Below are 16,726 nucleotides of genomic sequence, written 5' to 3'. Positions count from 1 at the left end.
AGGTGGCGCGTACGGATGCCGATAGTGTTCAAACCACAGCCAACGAAGCCTCTATCGTGAAAATCATAAGTTCCCCGCTCACCAACCTCCTTCCCTCGACCGATGCCAACCTGGCGGGCGCCGCTACAGCCCGCGTTGCCTCGCAGGAAATGGATACGCTGCCCGAAGACGCTGTAGAGCTCTCGCAGGTCAGCGACCTCAACCCAACCGACCCTGCGGCGGATGTTGACCTGGAAAAGGTCGCCGCCCTGCGTCAGTCCATCGCCGATGGCAGCCTGCAGGTCGACTCGCAGGCCATCTATGACAGCCTGGTGGCCGACTTCAGGGAAATGCTCGACAGTGAGCCGACATGAACGGCCCTTCGGCGCAGCAGCTCTGAAAGTGGGTGGCCTATGAGTTTGGGCAGGCACTTGGATGTGCAGCAACGGGTTGTCGAGCAACTGCTGCAGTTACTGGAGCAGGAACGTCTTGCCCTGGCACAGGGGCGGGTGGATGCCGAGCGCTTGCGCGAACTGGTCGCTGGCAAGCAGGCGGCTCTGCTGCGATTGGAGCAGTTGGAGGCCATGCGTGCGACGGCGCAGTTGAAGCTTGGCTATGGCCCTGGACGGGAAGGGGCGTTGCGGGCTGCCCGGGACGCAGATTGCCTGAGTGCCTGGCGGCGTTTGCGTCAGTCGGCGTTACGCGCCCGGGCGCTAAACAGGGTGAACGGTGAAGCCTTGGGCCTTCGCCTCAAAGGCAATCAGCAGATCCTAGATTTCCTTGACCGCATTACCGCAGACCGGCTGTATGGCCCCAATGGGCTGCCGGTATCCAGCTTGTTGTGATGCGCGGCGGGCGCAATAAGCCAGCGTTGTTGTTTTTAGGTCCAGGTTTCCCTGCTTTTTCACGCAACCTGACAGAAATGGATCCAATAACTTTGCGCCCGGCAAAGCTATGGCTTAGTGTTCAACCGTTACTGCCTTGCCAAGGGATGGCAATGCATCTCCTCCAAATGGACTTGAGGTACTGCCCGTGCAAACGCTCATTCGCACCCGCCAGCAGATCCTGGAGCGGGTAAAGGCCAAGGAGTTCGCTGAACTCAACCATTTCTTCGATAACCTTCAGGCGCAGTGGCGGCAAGCGCGCCCAGGGGAGTGCCCGGCCTACCTTGAGGCTGTTCAGGGGCACATGCTGGTCGACTGGGATGTAGAAGGCAGCAAGGCCCTCACACAACGCCTCAAAGCCTGGATCCACGCTTGCCCCAAGGCTTATCACCCCCAGGTAGCCATGGGCTTTCACTGCTTCAATCGCGCTTGCCGTATTCGCGGTACGGTTGCCGCCAATGAGGTGTCCGCAGCGCGCTGGCTGGCCGCCGAGCAGGCCTGCGAAATGGCCGCTGGGCACTTCCTGCGGGCCATTGAGCGTTGCGCGCAGCCTGTAGCGGCGGCGATCGGTATGTTGCAGATCAGTGCGCACTTTCGTGAACCGGGCTGGCTGGTGGAGCTGTTTCATGGCCGGCCGGCGCGCTTTCGGCCCAGCGCCCATGCCGATGTCGAAGTGCAGGAGGCTGCGGCACCGCTACTGGTCAAATATGGGCTGGCACCGCTGGTTGAGCTGCCGCAAGTGCTGCCGTCGTGCCTGAGTGCCCGCCTGCCCGCTGAGCAGGAGTCTGCGCGGGACTACTGGCTGCGCCATGCCTTGAACTGGTTCCCTGGCTGCTTCGAGGTGGTCGAGGCCTATGCCAGCTACCTCACACCCCGTTGGGGCGGTAGTTATGAGGCCATTGATGCCGTGGCCAGCGGCCCTTTGTGCCGGGGCTGGCCTGAAACCCTGCGTAATGCAATCCGCTGGCTGGCACTTGAGGATCAGTTCCGGCTGCCTCCTGCCGATCAGGTGCAGCAAGTCGCGGCTTGGCAGCGAGTCTTCGAGCGGTGGATGCAACGCGAGCTCAGGCCAAAGGAACGCGCCACGCTCATGGCCCGGCGAGGGGCTTTTCGCCGCTTTTCGCTAAAGGATTACCCCGGTGCGATGCACGACTTCGTCGCTTCTGTGGCGCTATACCCCGACCACGGCTTCGTACCGGCCATTGGTGAGCCGTTCTACAGCTTTGTCTGCCTGGTAGTGACCCATGGCGTTCAAGACGATGCGCACAGCTTGCGTATCGCCATCGAGCGGTTAAGCGAAAACCGCAGGCAAGCGGCGGCCTGTGCTTTGCGGTCCGTGGGGCACCAGTTCGGGTTGTGGGGTTTCAGGCAATGCGCCGAGCAGGCCCGCACCTGGCTGAACGCTGCGGTTAAACGACAGTGCGGCCGCGAGGGGCTGGGCTTTGATGTACTCGAGGTAGCGCGCCTGCTTTGGGCCGCTAAGTATTACGAGGCCGCTTATTTTCTGTACAGGCAGTGTGCCGAGTGCAAGTTGCCCGATGCCGCAGCCGCGCTTTACGCGCTGCATTGCGGTCGGCTCGAGGGAACGCCGGAACACTACATAGACTCTGGGGCAGCAGCGCATTGGCTGCTGTGTGCCGCGCAGGCAGGCAGCCAGATGGCCAAGTACGACCTGGCCTGCCAACGCATGCGTAATGACCAGAACTTGAGCGAGCGTAGCGCGATGCTGGCGGTAAGGCGCTTGCTGCTCGATTGCCTAGGCAACGAGGCGCTCGATGCCCAGGCCCGCTTGCAGTTGGCCATTCTGCAGCGCCAGTTCGGCGACCCCCGGGAGCGCGCAGAGGCGGTCGCCTACCTGCTGGACCTGGTGCACTACCCTGATTGCGCGATAGCCGGGCGTGCCAGCGCGGAGCTAGGCCTGGCCTGGATGCACGGGCATGGTACGCGCAAGCCGAGCCGCTTCGCGGCCATCGAGTGGGCCAACCGTGCGGTCGCGCTGCAGCCGGGGGATTCGGCCATCGAGGGCATTCAGGCCCGGATTCGCAACTCGCACAACCTGTTCAGGACGCTGTTCACGGTGTGCGGTGCAACGCTGTTTCGAGGGGACCTGTATGCCAGTGAGCTGCCGCCCAAGCCAAGCAGCCAGGCACCCGGCCGGCTGCGGGCTCCCGCGTAAGGGCAGGGCGGGCGCGGAGCTTAATCCTGTGCCGCGGGTGCCATGCGGGCTTCCAACTCGGCGACCTGTTTCTCCAGGGCCTCCAGGCGCGCACGGGTGCGGGCCAAAACGACCATCTGGCTGTCGAATTCTTCACGGCTGACCAGGTCCAGCTTACTGAAGGCACCTTGCATCAGCACCTTGAACTGGCTTTCCAGTTCGGCGCGGGGCTGGGCGGTATCGCCACTGAACAGGCGCGAGGCCTGGTCGCTCAGGGCATCGAGAAGGGCTTTGGGCGCGAGCATGATCGGCTGTCCACTGCTGACGGGAAATGGCCGGCAGTGTAACACGGGGTCCGTTTTGCGTTCCGTTGCACATTTTTCGAGCAGTCCCGTGCAATGCTGCGCACCAAGACGGTGCATCTTTTCAATGCTGGCGACTGGCCAAGCCTGACTCTTCCACGCAACTGCCTGTTTTTCGGCGCTTTAACGGAACTGGCAAGGTTTCTGCAAAGACCTGTACGAGCCATGCACTGATGCAGTTCCTTGTGACCAGGCAGTGCGCACGCGAAGCCGGATGCCGACGACGCGTTACAAAGCCAACCGCTGCGCTTAGACTTGAGACGGGTTTGTTTTCCTGGGGCAAGTCCACCAAATCGGGAGAGAGTTTCATGAAGCTAGTCACAGCCATCATCAAGCCGTTCAAGCTGGACGACGTGCGAGAGTCACTGTCGGAAATCGGCGTGCAGGGCATCACCGTCACCGAAGTCAAAGGCTTCGGTCGGCAGAAGGGTCACACCGAGTTGTATCGCGGTGCGGAATACGTGGTCGACTTCCTGCCCAAGGTGAAGATCGACGTCGCCATCGACGACAAGGACCTCGATCGAGTGATCGAAGCCATCACCAAGGCTGCCAACACCGGCAAGATCGGTGACGGCAAGATCTTCGTGGTGAATCTGGAGCAGGCAATCCGCATCCGTACCGGCGAAACCGATACCGACGCGATCTAAGCGCCCAAAAAAAGCCTCACCAAACCCAACGCCCCAGGAGAAAACAACATGACTCTGCGTAAGATCGCAGGGCTAGGAGCCCTATTGTCCCTCGTAATGCCGGGCCTCGCCCTGGCAGAGGAGGCTGCCGCCCCAGTACTGAACTCCGGTGACACCGCCTGGATGCTGACTGCCACGGCGCTGGTGCTGTTCATGACCATCCCGGGCCTGGCCCTGTTCTACGGCGGTATGGTGCGTTCGAAGAACGTACTCTCGGTGATGATGCAGTGCTTTGCCATCACCGGCCTGATGAGCATTCTCTGGGTCGTTTACGGCTACAGCATGGCCTTCGATACCACTGGTATGGAAAAGGGCGTGCTCAACTTCAATTCCTTCGTCGGCGGCTTCTCCAAGGCGTTCCTCAGCGGCGTAACGCCGGACGGCCTGACGTCGGCTGCCGCACTGTTCCCTGAAGCGGTCTTCATTACCTTCCAGATGACCTTCGCCATCATCACCCCGGCGCTGATCGTGGGTGCCTTCGCCGAACGCATGAAGTTCTCGGCGATGCTGGTGTTCATGGGCATCTGGTTCACCCTGGTCTACGCACCGATCGCGCACATGGTCTGGAGCGGTGATGGCGCGCTGATGTGGGACTGGGGCGTGCTCGACTTCGCTGGCGGCACCGTGGTGCACATCAACGCCGGTATCGCCGGCCTGGTCTGCTGCCTGGTATTGGGCAAGCGCAAAGGCTACCCGACTACCCCGATGGCCCCGCACAACCTGGGCTACACGCTGATGGGCGCAGCCATGCTCTGGATCGGTTGGTTCGGCTTCAACGCCGGCTCCGCCGCAGCCGCCAACGGTACTGCCGGCATGGCCATGCTGGTGACCCAGATCGCTACCGCTGCTGCAGCGTTGGGCTGGATGTTCGCCGAGTGGATCGGCCACGGCAAACCGAGCGCCCTGGGCATCGCCTCGGGTGTGGTCGCCGGCCTGGTTGCCATCACCCCGGCTGCCGGCACCGTGGGCCCGATGGGCGCCCTGGTGATTGGCCTGGTGTCTGGCGTGCTCTGCTACTTCTGCGCTACCACCCTCAAGCGCAAGCTGGGTTATGACGACTCCCTGGATGCCTTCGGCGTGCATGGCATCGGCGGCATCATCGGCGCCATCCTCACCGGTGTGTTCGCGGCACCGGCCCTGGGCGGCTTCGGCGCGGTCACCGATATCGGTGCGCAGGTCTGGATCCAGGCCAAGGGCGTGATTTTCACCGTGGTCTACACCGCCATCGTCACCTACGTGATCCTCAAGGTGCTGGACGTGGTGATGGGCCTGCGGGTCAACGAAGAAGAAGAGTCGGTCGGCCTCGACCTGGCTCAACACAACGAACGCGGTTACAACCTGTAACTGCGACGCTGGAAAAACTTGCCCGGCTTGCCGGGCATTTTTTTGCCTGTTTTTTGCCATTTCCCGCAGAGCAAACGGTTTATCAGTCACGTTCGCGACGTAAGCCAAAAACTTACAACAAGCAGGGCGTTTATGGAGCTTTGCTTTTTCCACGGGCGCGCTAGAATGCGCGCCGAGAGGTGTTGCACGAGTTGTCCGCACGCTTCGTCAGCCTTTGCTAGGCTTGCCAATAGCGTGTGGCCAGCAAGGGCTGCAAGGTTTTGTCAGGTCCTGCCAGGAGCAGGGCCTGCCGGGCGGGGCGTCCCATCAGGAGTGCCGTCCCAAGGGCAGTGGCCAACCCACGGCCAGTTGAATTTTCACTGGTGGCTGCCGGTCTACGGCTGCACTGGTCTATAACTAACCTGCTTTTCGCAAGTCATGAGGTAGAACATGAGCGACGACGATCTGGAAAATGATGACCTCGAAGTAGGCGACGAAGACGAGGCTGATGATAGCCTCGACGCTGCGGCTGGCGATGGCGCCGAAGACGCTGGCGATGATGACAGCAGCCCGGCACCGGTAGCCAAGGGCAAATCCAAGGCGGCTGTTTCGGTAGACGAGATGCCGAGCATGGAAGCCAAGCAAAAGGAGCGTGATGCCCTGGCCAAGGCGATGGAAGAATTCCTTTCGCGCGGTGGCAAGGTGCAGGAAGTCGAGGCCAACGTAGTCGCCGACCCGCCCAAGAAGCCGGACAACAAGTACGGCAGCCGCCCTATCTGAGTGGCTGAACACCAAAAAGCCCGCCGTCGCTGCGGGCTTTTTTGTGGCTATCGGTTTTCACTGCCGCAAAGCGGCCCCTGTCAGCGCCAGCGCGCGAGTATGTCGGGCAGCTGCGACAGGCGCTGGACTTCGGCATCCGGCGCCGCTTCCCCCAACCAGGCCTTGCCCTGGGGGTTGAACCACACCGCACGCAAGCCTGCGCGCTGGGCGCCGCCAATGTCATCACCGGGGTGATCGCCAACATGCACGGCGGCACTGGCCTCTACTTCGCCACGCTTCAGGGCTTCGATGAAGGGCGCCGGGTCTGGTTTGCCTATCCCTAGGTCCTCGGCGCACAGGGCGAAGCGGAAGTAATCGGCCAGGCCCAGGCGGCGTACGTCGGCATTGCCATTGGTGACCACGCCCAGGGTGTAGTGGTGGCGCAGAATTTCCAGCACCGGCTGCACTTCGGGGAACACCTCGACCTGATGCCGGGCATGCAAGAACACCTCAAACCCTTCGTTGGCCAGTTCCTGAGCGTGCTTTTCGCTGTATCCCACCTCTTCCAGCGCATGGAACAGCACGCGCCGGCGCAAGGCGCTGATACGGTGCTTGAGGCCCGGCTCGGCCTGCACCAGACGTTCGCGGATGGCGAACAGGTGTTCCACCGGCACGCCGCCAAGTATTGGAGCGTTGGCCTGCAGCCAGTCGCGCAGCACGACTTCCGCGCTGGCAATCACTGGCGCGGTGTCCCACAGGGTGTCGTCAAGGTCGAACGTGATCAGCTTGATGCTCATGAGTCTGTGCCTTTGCTGCGTTTGGCCCGTGGGTGGGCGCTGTCGTACACCGCGGCCAGGTGCTGGAAGTCCAGGTGGGTGTAGATCTGCGTGGTGCTGATGTCGGCATGGCCGAGCATTTCCTGCACCGCCCGCAGGTCCTGGGACGATTCCAGCACATGGCTGGCGAATGAATGGCGAAGCATGTGCGGGTGCAGGTGCTGGCCCAGTTCGCGTTCACCGGCTGCCTTGACCCGCATCTGGATCGCCCGTGGCCCCAGGCGATTGCCTTGGCGGCTGATGAAGACGGCGCCGTCACGCGGGCCGCCGATGCCGCGTAGCCGCAACCACTGCTGCATGGCCTCGCGCGCCTTGCGGCCGACGGGCAGCACGCGCGCCTTGCCACCTTTGCCGAGCACCTGTACCAGGCCGGCAGCAAGGTCCAGGTGCTCAAGGTCGAGGTTGGTCAGCTCGGACAGGCGCAGGCCAGAGGAATAGAACAGTTCGAGGATGGCCTGGTCGCGGCGGGCGATGAAGTCGTCGTCGACGCCGCCGTCGAGCAGTTGCAGGGCACGGTCGGTGTCCAGCACCTTGGGCAGCCGGCGCTCGCCCTTGGGCGCGCTCAGGCCGCTGGCGGGATCGTGCTGGCAGAGGCCTTCACGGTTCAGGTAGCGATACAGCCCGCGTACCGCCGACAGTAGCCGCGCCAGGCTGCGCGAGGACTGCCCCTGATGATGCTGGCGGGCGATCAGTTGGCGCAGTTGCTGGATCTGCAAGGCGCCCCAGCCCGCGATGCCTTGGGTGTTGCAGTATTCGATGACCTTTTCGAGGTCGCGGCGGTAGGCCAGCAGCGTGTGTTCGGACACCTGGCGCTCGTTGCGCAGGTGGGCGCAATAAGCCTCCAGCTGGCGTTCCATCAGCGCACCGGGCGCAGGGGCTGGGTAACGCGCGGGACCACGCGGCCGAGCACTTCGGCGATGTAGCCAAGGAACAGGGTGCCGACGCTGCTCTTGTAGTGTTGCGGGTCGCGGCTGCCTATTGCCAGCACGCCGTGCAACCCTTGGTACTCCAGGGCAGCGACGGCGCTGGAGCCCACTTCATGGTGCTGCTCCTCACCGAACAGGAAGGCCAGTTCGTGCTCACGCAGGTTGCCACTGACTGTCTTGCCGCCGCCCAGCAGCCCGCCGATGGCCTGCTGGGCCTCGGCATTACTGACCCAACGGCCGACTGGCGCTGCATGGTCACCGAACAGGATCAGGCTGACGAACGGGACCTGGAACTCCTGGCGCAGGCTGTCTTCGACCGCCATGACCACTTCTTCCAGGCTGCCGGCATCGAGCAGGTCGAGGATCAGCCGGCGAGTCTTGTCGAACAGCCGGTCGTTGTCCCGGGCCACGTCCATCAGTTGCGACAGGCGATGGCGCATCTCGATGTTGCGATCGCGTAGCAGTTTGAGCTGGCGTTCCACCAGCGACACGCTGTCGCCACGTTGGTGAGGGATACGTTGCTCGACCAGCAGTTCGTCGTGTTCGGCGAAAAAGGTCGGGTGGGCGCGCAGGTAGGCGACCACCGCTTCGGCATCGAGCTCACTGGACTGCTGGGGTACAACCTTGGGCTGATCGGTCATGGCGGTTACTCGCTTAGAGACGAACCTGTCCTTCGTAGACGCGTACGGCTGGGCCAGTCATCAACACGGACGTGCCGGGGCCGGCCCACTCGATGTGCAGGCGCCCACCAGGCAGGTCCAGGGACACCGGAGAGTCCATCCAGCCCTGGCTGATGGCTGCCACGGCTGCTGCACAGGCACCGGTGCCGCAGGCCTGGGTCTCGCCGGCGCCACGTTCCCATACCCGCAGGTTGGCGCGGTGGCGGTCAACGACCTGGAGGAAACCGGCGTTCACCCGCTGCGGGAAGCGTGGGTGGTTCTCGATTTTCGGGCCCAGGCCATGGACCGGCGCAGTACGTATGTCATCGACACGCAGCACGGCATGCGGGTTACCCATGGACACGGCAGCAATAGAGTGCAACTCGCCGTCGACTTCCAGCGGGTAATTGAGCGCCTGCTCATCAGCGACGAATGGGATTTCGGCGGGAATGAAGCGCGGCGGGCCCATGTCGACACACACCTGGCCGTCGTTCTGCACGTCCAGCTCGATAATGCCGCCCTTGGTTTCAACGCGGATGCGCTTTTTCGCGGTCAAGCGTTTGTCCAGCACGAACCGTGCGAAGCAGCGCGCACCGTTGCCGCATTGCTCCACTTCCGAACCGTCGGCATTGAAGATCCGGTAGCGGAAATCCACTTCCGGATTGTTCGGTGCCTCGACGATCAGCAGCTGGTCGAAGCCGATGCCGGTGTGGCGGTCGCCCCATTGCTTGGCGTGCTTGGGCTGGATGTGTGCGTGCTGGCTGACCAGGTCCAGGACCATGAAGTCATTGCCCAGCCCATGCATCTTGGTAAAACGCAGAAGCATGGGGTCACTCCGGCAGCAGGCTTTCGCCAGCGTACAGTTCGGCGATGGTCTCGCGACGGCGGACTTCGAAAGCCTGATCGCCGTCGACCAGGATTTCCGCACAACGGCCACGGGTGTTGTAGTTCGAGCTCATGACGAAACCATAGGCGCCCGCGGACTGCACGGCCAGTAGGTCACCTTCGGCCAGGTTCAACTGGCGGTCCTTGGCGAGGAAGTCGCCGGTCTCGCAGATTGGCCCGACCAGGTCGTAGGCACGGCCTTCGCCCTCACGTGGGGTGACCGCGCTGACGCCCATCCAGGCCTGGTACAGGGCTGGGCGGATCAGGTCGTTCATCGCCGCATCGATGATGGCGAAGTCTTTGTGTTCGGTGTGCTTGAGGTATTCCACGCGGGTCAGCAGGGCACCGGCGTTGGCTACGATGTAGCGGCCTGGCTCGAACACCAGGGCCAGGTCACGACCGCCGACGCGCTCGCGGATGGCCTTGATGTAATCGGCTACCAGTGGCGGCTCTTCGTCGCGATAGCGCACGCCAACACCGCCGCCCAGGTCCAGGTGGCGCAGGTGGATGCCGCAATCGGCCAAGCGGTCGACCAGGTCCAGCAGGCGGTCGAGGGCGTCGAGGAAGGGCTCTACGGTGGTCAGTTGCGAACCGATGTGGCAGTCGACACCGACCACTTCCAGGTTGGGCAGCTGCGCGGCACGCACGTAGATGGCTTCGGCGTCGGCGATGGCGATGCCGAACTTGTTCTCTTTGAGGCCGGTGGAAATGTACGGGTGGGTGCCGGCATCGACGTCCGGGTTGACCCGCAGCGAGATCGGGGCAACCTTGCCCATCTCGGCGGCAACCACCTGCAGGCGCTCCAGTTCGTCGGTGGATTCGACGTTGAAGCAATGAACGCCGACTTCCAGCGCCCGGCGCATGTCTTCGCGGGTCTTGCCGACGCCGGAGAACACCACACGGTCAGCCCGCCCACCGGCGGCCAGTACCCGCTCCAGCTCACCGCCGGAAACGATGTCGAAGCCTGCGCCCATGCGAGCCAGAACGTTCAGCACGCCAAGGTTGGAGTTGGCCTTGACCGCGAAGCACACCAGGTGCTCGATACCTTGCAGGGCATCGGTATAGCTGCGGTACTGGGCCTCGATGTGGGCGCGCGAGTACACGTAGGTGGGGGTGCCGAAACGTTCGGCGATGGCCGACAGGGCCACGCCCTCCGCGAACAGTTCACCGTCGCGGTAATTGAAAGCGTTCATCTGATTTCCTTACTGCTCTGGCGTTTGCTCGGGCTCGATTGGCTGCTCATCCTGTGGCTGGACAGGCTGAGCGTGCTGGTGCTGATGCGACTTCTGGCTGCCCTTGCCGTCCTTGCCGTCTTCTGGCAGGTACAGGGGGCCTTTCTGACCGCAGGCCGAAACGAGGCAGGCAACCGCGACCAGCGCCGCGAGCGAGGAAATCAGGCGCTTCATGGGTGAAATCCTTTGAAATATGCAGTATTGCGTCCGAGTATACCGAGCGACTGCCGGATTGCCTATGCAAGAGCCGGTCCGCCGGGCGGGCAGAAATTAGCCACAAGCGGCGAGCGGCAAGCGGCAAGAAAAAGCGCTCAGGTGTACGCTGTGCTTTTTCTTGCAGCTTGGAGCTCGCCGCTTGCGGCTGGCGCCAAGCGCCCGTATCGTGCCCGGCCTGCCTGTAACGCAGCCAATTTCGAGGTTCCTGCAATGAGTTTGAGCGAAGCGCGTTTCCATGATCTGGTCGACGCCACCCAACAGGCCCTGGAAGACCTGTTCGACGAGAGCGGCCTGGACCTGGACATGGAGAATTCCGCCGGCGTCCTTACCATCAAGTTCGACAACGGCAGCCAGCTGATCTTCAGCCGCCAGGAGCCACTGCGTCAGCTTTGGCTGGCCGACCGCTCCGGTGGCTTCCACTTCGACTACGACGAAGAGAGCGGCAAGTGGGTCTGCGAGAAGAGCGAAGAGCTGCTGGGCGAGATGCTCGAGCGGATTGTCTGGGAGCGGGCCGGCGAAAAGCTGGACTTCGACGAGATCTGAGATGAGCGCCCAGGCGCGGCCCGCCAAGCCGCTTTACAGCAACGTCAGCCCAGCGGTGCCGTCGCCGTGCATCAGCGTGTGCCGGCTGGATGAACAGCGCGTTTGCACCGGTTGCCATCGCCATGTCGAGCACATTCGTGAGTGGCGCTCGGCCGACGACGAACGGCGCCGGCAGATTTGCCGCGAAGCCGAGGCCTTGCGCGCGCAGGCTTGAGTATTTGCCCGGCTGTGGTAGTGTCGGGTTATGCGTCGGTGACGCCAAAGCACTCATCAAACCCCGCCCTCTGGGCGGGGTTTTGCTTTATCTGCCCCTAGAAAACCAACTGTTCAATGGAGTCTGACTGGATCATGAGCACCAAGCCTTCCCTCATCCTTACCCGATTGGACGTGCAGCGTCTGGAGCGCCTGATCGACAGCCTCGACGAAAGTACCCCGGGTGTGCTCGCCCTGCAGGACGAGCTGGACCGCGCCGAGCAGGTGGTCGGTCACGAGGAGGTGCCGGCTGGTGTTGTGACCATGAATTCGCGCGTGCACTGCCGCGAAGAAGCCAGTGGCAAGGACTACCACCTGACCCTGGTGTATCCGAAGGATGCCGGCGGCGAAGGCAAGGTATCGATCCTGGCGCCGATTGGTTGCGCACTGCTGGGCTTGTCGGTGGGCGAGCAGATCGACTGGCCTGCGCCGGGGGGCAAGACCCTCAAGCTCAAGTTGCTGGCCGTCGAGTACCAGCCTGAAGCTGCGGGCGATTTCGACCTCTGAGGGTTCAAGGCTCCAGGGTTGCCTGCAACTGCGCCAGGCCATCGTTCAGAGCCTGCTCCAGCTCGCGCTTGTAGCGCAGGTAGAGGACGGTCGAGCCCCGTTCGTCATCGAGCAGTTCGGACAGGTCAAGATCTGTGATGTAACAGCGGTAGTGCCCGGCGCTGCGGCGCTGGCTGAGAATCTGTCGGGCGACCACGGTATAGAGCTCATCGCCATGGTCAAGCTCGGAAAACTCCTGCTGATTGCAATAGAGCGTGACATGCATGTCATCGCCCGTGCCGGCCTGGAGGATGGCCTGCACCTCGTAATACGGCTGATCATTGAGGTCGTCTGGCGTTGGCCGCGGCTCTATGCTGCGGGCCTTGCCCGGCCCCGAGGGCAGCAGTTGCGCATAGTGGGTCTGCAATGGTGCTTGCTGCAGGTTGTCCAGCGGCACGCGTGCGTCGTGGCGCATTACCATCGAGCGCAGAAAGCGCTGCAGCGGCAGCAGCAGGTGGTTTTCGTCGTGCAAGGGCAGGCGTTGCTGCCACAGGGCATTGTACTCATCCAGCACGTACAGGTCGGCCCAGCCCTCGAGCAGGCGGTAGAACACCTGGATGCAGCCGGGGCGTGCGTTTTCCAGTACCAGTGGCAGGTCGTGGTCCTGCAGGGCATTGGCATCCAGGTACAGCGGGCTGTAGGTGCTGCGTTCTTCGCCCAGGCATTCGAGTACGGCCTCATGCTCTGCGAGGGTGGTCAGGCTGACCTGGCCGGGCAGCAGTTCCAGCACGTGTGTGTGCTGCGCCACCTGCAGCAGGTAGCGGTGGTTGCGCCCCTGATCTAGCAACAGCTGCACCGTGTCGAAAATCTCCTCGACCCGCTGGCTGATGGCCTGGGCGCGGTTGTGGCAGAAACAGCGCACCCGCACGCGCGGCCGGTGCCTGCGCTGGCCGAGGCTGTTGAGGAAATCGCGCAGGCAACGTGCCAGGGCGTGCTCGCCGTCGTAGCGCTGGACCAACACTTCGTTCCAGCTGTTGAGGGTAATCTGGTCGAGGGTCAGCACCAGGTTTTCGCGAACGCCCGCGTAGCTCAGCGAGTCGGTTCGCTCGGTGGTCATCAGGATGTTCAAGTCGCGATGGTGTTGCAACGGATCGACACCGACGTTGACCAGCAGCAGAATCTCGTTGGCCACGCTCGGTTGCAACAGGCGCACTTCACTGACGGTTTCCAATGGCAGAGGGATGCTCTGCTGCAGGCTGCCGAGCAGGTTGAACAGCTCGAACTCGTTCAGGTCACTGGCGCCGGGGTGCAGCGCCAGGCGCGTGGTGCTGTCGATGACGCCGTTGCGGTGTGCCCAGGTCAGCAGCTCGATCAGCTCTCGGCAGCGTTTGATCGGGCTGAAGTGCTCCCATTCGTGAACACTGAGGTTACCGTTGTACAGGCCCCAGTGATGGCTGCCCGGTTCCTTGCGGTTCGGCGACTGGACCAGGGTCAGGGTGTCCTCGGCGAGGTCCGGGGCAATGCCGGGGTTGATCACTTCTATCTTGCCGGCACGGCGCTCGAACGCGGCATAAAGGCGCCGGCCCAGCACATTCAGGTCGCGCTGGTCGGCGCGGCTGCTGGCATTGTTGTTTTGCGCGAACTGGCTGAGGAAGCGGTAGCTATGGTTCAGCTCAGCAACCAGCTCGCGGCGCTCCACGGCGACCTGACGCACTTTCCATTGGCTGCGGTTGTCGAGCAACGCCAGTTGGCGCTCGTCCCAACCCCACTCATCGACCAGGCGTTTGAGCAACCGGCGCTGCCAGCCGTTGCTTCGTGCGCGGTCCAGGCCGCTGAGTTTCTTATTGACCTTCAGGTAAAGGCTGCGCCTTGCCAGCTCCAGCCGCCTGGTTTCACCGCGCGCCTGCAGGTAGCGTTCGATGCGCCGGTAAACCATTACATAGGGATCGAGCGCGTCGAGGTCGAGGTGGTTGGCAAATACCGCCTGCTTGTAGTCCAGGCTCAGGCAGCGCACGGCTGGATGTTCGCTGGCGTAGGCCTCGGTCAGCAACAGCTTGAGCAGTGACTTGTAAGGTGAGTCGATACCTTTGAACAGCTGCCACAGGCCAGCGCCGACGAATTCGCCGGCCGGGATGTGGGCCAGGTTGCCGAGATCGAGGGCATCGGTGCTGCGGATGAAACGCTTGGACAGCAAGGTTTCGGTATAGCTGCTGTAGTTGTGCTCTTCATACGCCGGCACCAGCCACCAAAGCGGTGTGCGCCCGGCCAGCCAGATGGCCGTGCGGTAGAACTCGTCGAGCAGCAGGTAGTGCTGGGTGGTGCCACAATCGTCAGAGCTCAGCTGGCTGTCGCGCAGGCCTTGGGCGAAGCTTTGCGGGTCGATCAGGAAGCAGTGTGCTTCGGCGCCCAGGCTGGCGGCCCAGGTTTCGAGCAACTGGCATTTGCGTCGCAGTTCATCGAGCTGGCTGTCACCCAGGCCGGGGGCATGACAGACCCACAGGTCGATGTCGCTTTGCTCAGCCTGGGCCAGCGTGCCAAGGCTGCCCATCAGGAACAGGCCGTGGATCGGGCGGTTGGGGTTGCCCAGGCGTGTCTTGTACGTGAACGATCGCGCCAGGCGCTGGCCTTCGGCGACCAGATTGGCATCGGGCTCGAAGCCCGACACGCCGGCCGGAGTGCTACCTGAAACATAGCCAGGCAGCAGCGGGTGGTTGACGTGAAACAGCAGTGGTAGCAGGGTCAATACCTGTTGCTGGCGGGTCGAAAGCCCATCCATTGCGCGCTGTAGCCGGCCTGTGTTCAATTGCAGAAACCGCGCACGCAATTTCGCCAGCACCTTGCGGTCGATGCCTTCGTCGATATCGGGGCGGATTTCGTGGGGGTGGGTCATTGCACACTCAGGGCAGGCCGGGGGAGCTTTGGCGAGTTTAGCCTGAGTAATGCACTCGGATAAGCGGCAGTTGGAGTTTTGACGCCATTTTTCTTGCGCCTTGGCGGGCCCCATCGCCGGCTTGCCAGCGATGGGGCGGGGCAGGTTTATGCCGGCTGGGGCGACTTGAGAATGTTCAGCAGCAGTTGCACGCTTTCGACTGCGTCATGCCCAAGGCTGGTGAGGTAACCGCCATCGGGCTGATCGGTCAATTGCTTTTCATGCAGGCGTCGAGCTGCTGCGACCAGCGCGGGGGAGGCATTGGCGTGAATCTTGATGCCTTCCTGGCTGCTGTCCAGGTTGAACAGGGCAAGGACTTCCAGTTCAGCAATCAGTTCGGGGGTGAAGGACATGGCGACTCCTGACTTCCAGACGAGGATGGCGGCACCGCCAGCGGTGCCTGACCCTGGAGTGTAGCCGGGTTATTCGTCCTCGCCTTGATCTGCCTCAGGTGGCAGCTCGGGCAGAGCGCGCAGGGCGGTTTCGTACCACTCGGTGTTGAACGGACGGTCCTCGTCGAGCATGTTGTCGATCTCGATGGCCAGCACGTGGGCCATGAGGTTGAGGATGTCTTCGCGCTCGTAGCCGACCAGGCTCAGCTTGTTGAACGTAGCCTTGGCTGCCGGCGGTTCGCCGCTTTCGATCTGGTTTTCGATGGCCTGGGTCAGCGTCGCCTCGGCGAAGGCTTCGTCGTCATTGTCGATGTCGGTGGGCTCGCTCATGGCGCTACTCCTGTGATTGGGCACACAGTGTGCCATGCCCGCGTCGGCAATGCCCGGTCATCGACCGGGTGCATGACGCTGGTCAGGCACTGGCGTAACGAGCTATAAAAGCCCGGCCAACCCCCTACGGCCTGGAGGCTGTTACCCCATGCTCAAGCTTCACGGATTCTCGGTCAGCAACTACTACAACATGGTCAAGCTGGCCCTGCTGGAAAAGGGCCTGCCGTTCGAAGAGGTCACCTTCTATGGTGGTCAGACGGCTCAGGCGCTGGACGTCAGCCCGCGCGGCAAAGTGCCGGTGCTGCAGACCGAACACGGCTTGCTCAGCGAAACCGGTGTGATTCTCGACTATATCGAGCAGACCCAGCCGGGTAAGGCGCTGCTGCCAGCCGACCCGTTCGAGCAGGCCAAGGTGCGCGAGCTGCTCAAGGAGATCGAGCTGTACATCGAGCTGCCGGCCCGTACCTGCTATGCCGAGTCGTTCTTTGGCGCGGCGGTAGAGCCATTGATCAAGGAGCGCGCGCGTGCGGATCTGCTGGCGGGGTTCGCCACGTTGAAGCGCAATGGCCGTTTTGCACCCTATGTAGCCGGTGAACAACTGACGATTGCCGACCTGATGTTCTGCTTCTCGGTCGACCTGGCTTGTGCAGTAGGCAAGAAGGTGCTGAACGTCGACTTCCTCGCCGACTTCCCTGAGGCCAAGGCGCTGCTGCAGAAAATGCACGAAAACCCGCACATGGCGCGAATCGTGGCAGACAAGGAGGCGGCGATGCCGGCCTTCATGGAGATGATTCGCAGCGGTAAGCGCTGAAGACCAGGGCTGCCTTGCAGCCCAATCGCCGGCAAGCCGGCTCCTACTGGTACTGCACAGGGCTTGAAGCCGATGCGGTCG

General features: G+C 62.7%; 20 protein-coding genes. 10 read left to right on the top strand and 10 right to left on the bottom strand.

The genetic code is table 11. From position 1 onward, the window contains the following. Positions 1–56 precede the first annotated feature (56 nt). The 3 genes from flgM (at position 57) to ACEWE8_RS07755 (ending at position 3,039) form a co-directional block, all read left to right on the top strand. Entirely contained in the window at positions 57–353 is a 297-nt protein-coding gene (flgM, locus tag ACEWE8_RS07765) for a flagellar biosynthesis anti-sigma factor FlgM (RefSeq protein WP_196997316.1), read from the top strand. A 39-nt stretch (positions 354–392) separates the two neighbouring features. After that, complete coding sequence (gene flgN / locus ACEWE8_RS07760) at positions 393–824, top strand: flagellar export chaperone FlgN (RefSeq protein WP_046786945.1); 432 nt, start codon at positions 393–395, stop codon at positions 822–824. A 187-nt stretch (positions 825–1,011) separates the two neighbouring features. Then, positions 1,012–3,039: a DUF4034 domain-containing protein gene (locus ACEWE8_RS07755; protein WP_046786946.1), complete on the top strand. Its 2,028-nt coding sequence runs from the start codon at positions 1,012–1,014 to the stop codon at positions 3,037–3,039. A 20-nt stretch (positions 3,040–3,059) separates the two neighbouring features. Here the strand turns inward: ACEWE8_RS07755 and ACEWE8_RS07750 are convergent, their stop codons facing one another. Then, complete coding sequence (locus ACEWE8_RS07750; protein ID WP_012312185.1) at positions 3,060–3,323, bottom strand: accessory factor UbiK family protein; 264 nt, start codon at positions 3,321–3,323, stop codon at positions 3,060–3,062. A 365-nt stretch (positions 3,324–3,688) separates the two neighbouring features. On the opposite strand from ACEWE8_RS07750, the gene glnK reads away from it, so the two are divergent. From glnK to sutA, 3 genes are all read left to right on the top strand, one after another. Then, positions 3,689–4,027: a P-II family nitrogen regulator gene (glnK, locus tag ACEWE8_RS07745; protein WP_002555808.1), complete on the top strand. Its 339-nt coding sequence runs from the start codon at positions 3,689–3,691 to the stop codon at positions 4,025–4,027. 48 nt (positions 4,028–4,075) lie between these two features. After that, positions 4,076–5,410, top strand: a complete 1,335-nt coding sequence (locus ACEWE8_RS07740; RefSeq protein ID WP_046786947.1) for an ammonium transporter — start codon at positions 4,076–4,078, stop codon at positions 5,408–5,410. 429 nt (positions 5,411–5,839) lie between these two features. Continuing rightward, the gene (gene sutA, locus ACEWE8_RS07735; protein ID WP_046786948.1) at positions 5,840–6,169 is read left to right on the top strand and encodes a transcriptional regulator SutA; all 330 of its coding nucleotides are present in this window, start codon (positions 5,840–5,842) and stop codon (positions 6,167–6,169) included. Positions 6,170–6,249: 80 nt separating this feature from the next. Here sutA and ACEWE8_RS07730 read toward each other — a convergent pair whose 3' ends face one another. From ACEWE8_RS07730 to ACEWE8_RS07705, 6 genes are read right to left on the bottom strand one after another with little or no spacing between them, the layout of a single operon-like run. Further along, a complete protein-coding gene (locus tag ACEWE8_RS07730) occupies positions 6,250–6,945 on the bottom strand; it encodes an HAD family hydrolase (RefSeq protein ID WP_046786949.1) in 696 nt (231 codons plus the stop codon). Then, positions 6,942–7,841 (bottom strand): tyrosine recombinase XerC, encoded by a 900-nt coding sequence (gene xerC, locus ACEWE8_RS07725; protein ID WP_012312189.1) that lies wholly within the window; start codon positions 7,839–7,841, stop codon positions 6,942–6,944. Before xerC ends, ACEWE8_RS07730 begins: the two co-directional genes overlap by 4 nt. After that, the gene (locus tag ACEWE8_RS07720) at positions 7,841–8,551 is read right to left on the bottom strand and encodes a DUF484 family protein (protein WP_046786950.1); all 711 of its coding nucleotides are present in this window, start codon (positions 8,549–8,551) and stop codon (positions 7,841–7,843) included. Before ACEWE8_RS07720 ends, xerC begins: the two co-directional genes overlap by 1 nt. A gap of 13 nt (positions 8,552–8,564) precedes the next feature. Further along, positions 8,565–9,395, bottom strand: a complete 831-nt coding sequence (dapF, locus tag ACEWE8_RS07715) for a diaminopimelate epimerase (RefSeq protein WP_046786951.1) — start codon at positions 9,393–9,395, stop codon at positions 8,565–8,567. A 4-nt stretch (positions 9,396–9,399) separates the two neighbouring features. After that, on the bottom strand, positions 9,400–10,647 hold the full coding sequence (lysA, locus tag ACEWE8_RS07710) for a diaminopimelate decarboxylase (protein ID WP_046786952.1): 1,248 nt from the start codon (positions 10,645–10,647) through the stop codon (positions 9,400–9,402). Positions 10,648–10,656: 9 nt separating this feature from the next. Further along, positions 10,657–10,860, bottom strand: coding sequence for a lipoprotein (locus ACEWE8_RS07705; RefSeq protein ID WP_012312193.1), 204 nt, complete (start codon positions 10,858–10,860; stop codon positions 10,657–10,659). 252 nt (positions 10,861–11,112) lie between these two features. On the opposite strand from ACEWE8_RS07705, the gene cyaY reads away from it, so the two are divergent. The 3 genes from cyaY to rnk all read left to right on the top strand — a co-directional run bounded on the left by cyaY (position 11,113) and on the right by rnk (position 12,204). Further along, positions 11,113–11,445: an iron donor protein CyaY gene (gene cyaY / locus ACEWE8_RS07700; RefSeq protein WP_012312194.1), complete on the top strand. Its 333-nt coding sequence runs from the start codon at positions 11,113–11,115 to the stop codon at positions 11,443–11,445. A 1-nt stretch (position 11,446) separates the two neighbouring features. Next, on the top strand, positions 11,447–11,659 hold the full coding sequence (locus ACEWE8_RS07695) for a DUF1289 domain-containing protein (protein ID WP_039601412.1): 213 nt from the start codon (positions 11,447–11,449) through the stop codon (positions 11,657–11,659). A gap of 134 nt (positions 11,660–11,793) precedes the next feature. Next, the gene (gene rnk, locus ACEWE8_RS07690; protein ID WP_012312196.1) at positions 11,794–12,204 is read left to right on the top strand and encodes a nucleoside diphosphate kinase regulator; all 411 of its coding nucleotides are present in this window, start codon (positions 11,794–11,796) and stop codon (positions 12,202–12,204) included. Between the two features lie 4 nt (positions 12,205–12,208). Here rnk and ACEWE8_RS07685 read toward each other — a convergent pair whose 3' ends face one another. The 3 genes from ACEWE8_RS07685 to ACEWE8_RS07675 all read right to left on the bottom strand — a co-directional run bounded on the left by ACEWE8_RS07685 (position 12,209) and on the right by ACEWE8_RS07675 (position 15,834). Beyond that, entirely contained in the window at positions 12,209–15,073 is a 2,865-nt protein-coding gene (locus ACEWE8_RS07685) for a class I adenylate cyclase (protein WP_046786953.1), read from the bottom strand. Between the two features lie 146 nt (positions 15,074–15,219). Beyond that, a complete protein-coding gene (locus ACEWE8_RS07680; RefSeq protein ID WP_012312198.1) occupies positions 15,220–15,465 on the bottom strand; it encodes a TIGR02647 family protein in 246 nt (81 codons plus the stop codon). A 69-nt stretch (positions 15,466–15,534) separates the two neighbouring features. Continuing rightward, the gene (locus ACEWE8_RS07675; protein WP_046786954.1) at positions 15,535–15,834 is read right to left on the bottom strand and encodes a hypothetical protein; all 300 of its coding nucleotides are present in this window, start codon (positions 15,832–15,834) and stop codon (positions 15,535–15,537) included. Between the two features lie 148 nt (positions 15,835–15,982). On the opposite strand from ACEWE8_RS07675, the gene ACEWE8_RS07670 reads away from it, so the two are divergent. Then, positions 15,983–16,645 carry a glutathione S-transferase gene (locus tag ACEWE8_RS07670; RefSeq protein ID WP_046786955.1) on the top strand — a complete coding sequence of 221 codons (663 nt, stop codon included), beginning with the start codon at positions 15,983–15,985 and terminating at the stop codon, positions 16,643–16,645. Positions 16,646–16,726: the final 81 nt, after the last annotated feature.

Origin of the sequence: Pseudomonas sp. TR47 (genome assembly GCF_044143025.1) — a bacterium.
Lineage (GTDB): Bacteria > Pseudomonadota > Gammaproteobacteria > Pseudomonadales > Pseudomonadaceae > Aquipseudomonas > Aquipseudomonas putida_E.
The sequence above is the reverse complement of the archived record's forward strand: the minus strand, read 5'-3'. Positions and strand labels throughout refer to the sequence as shown.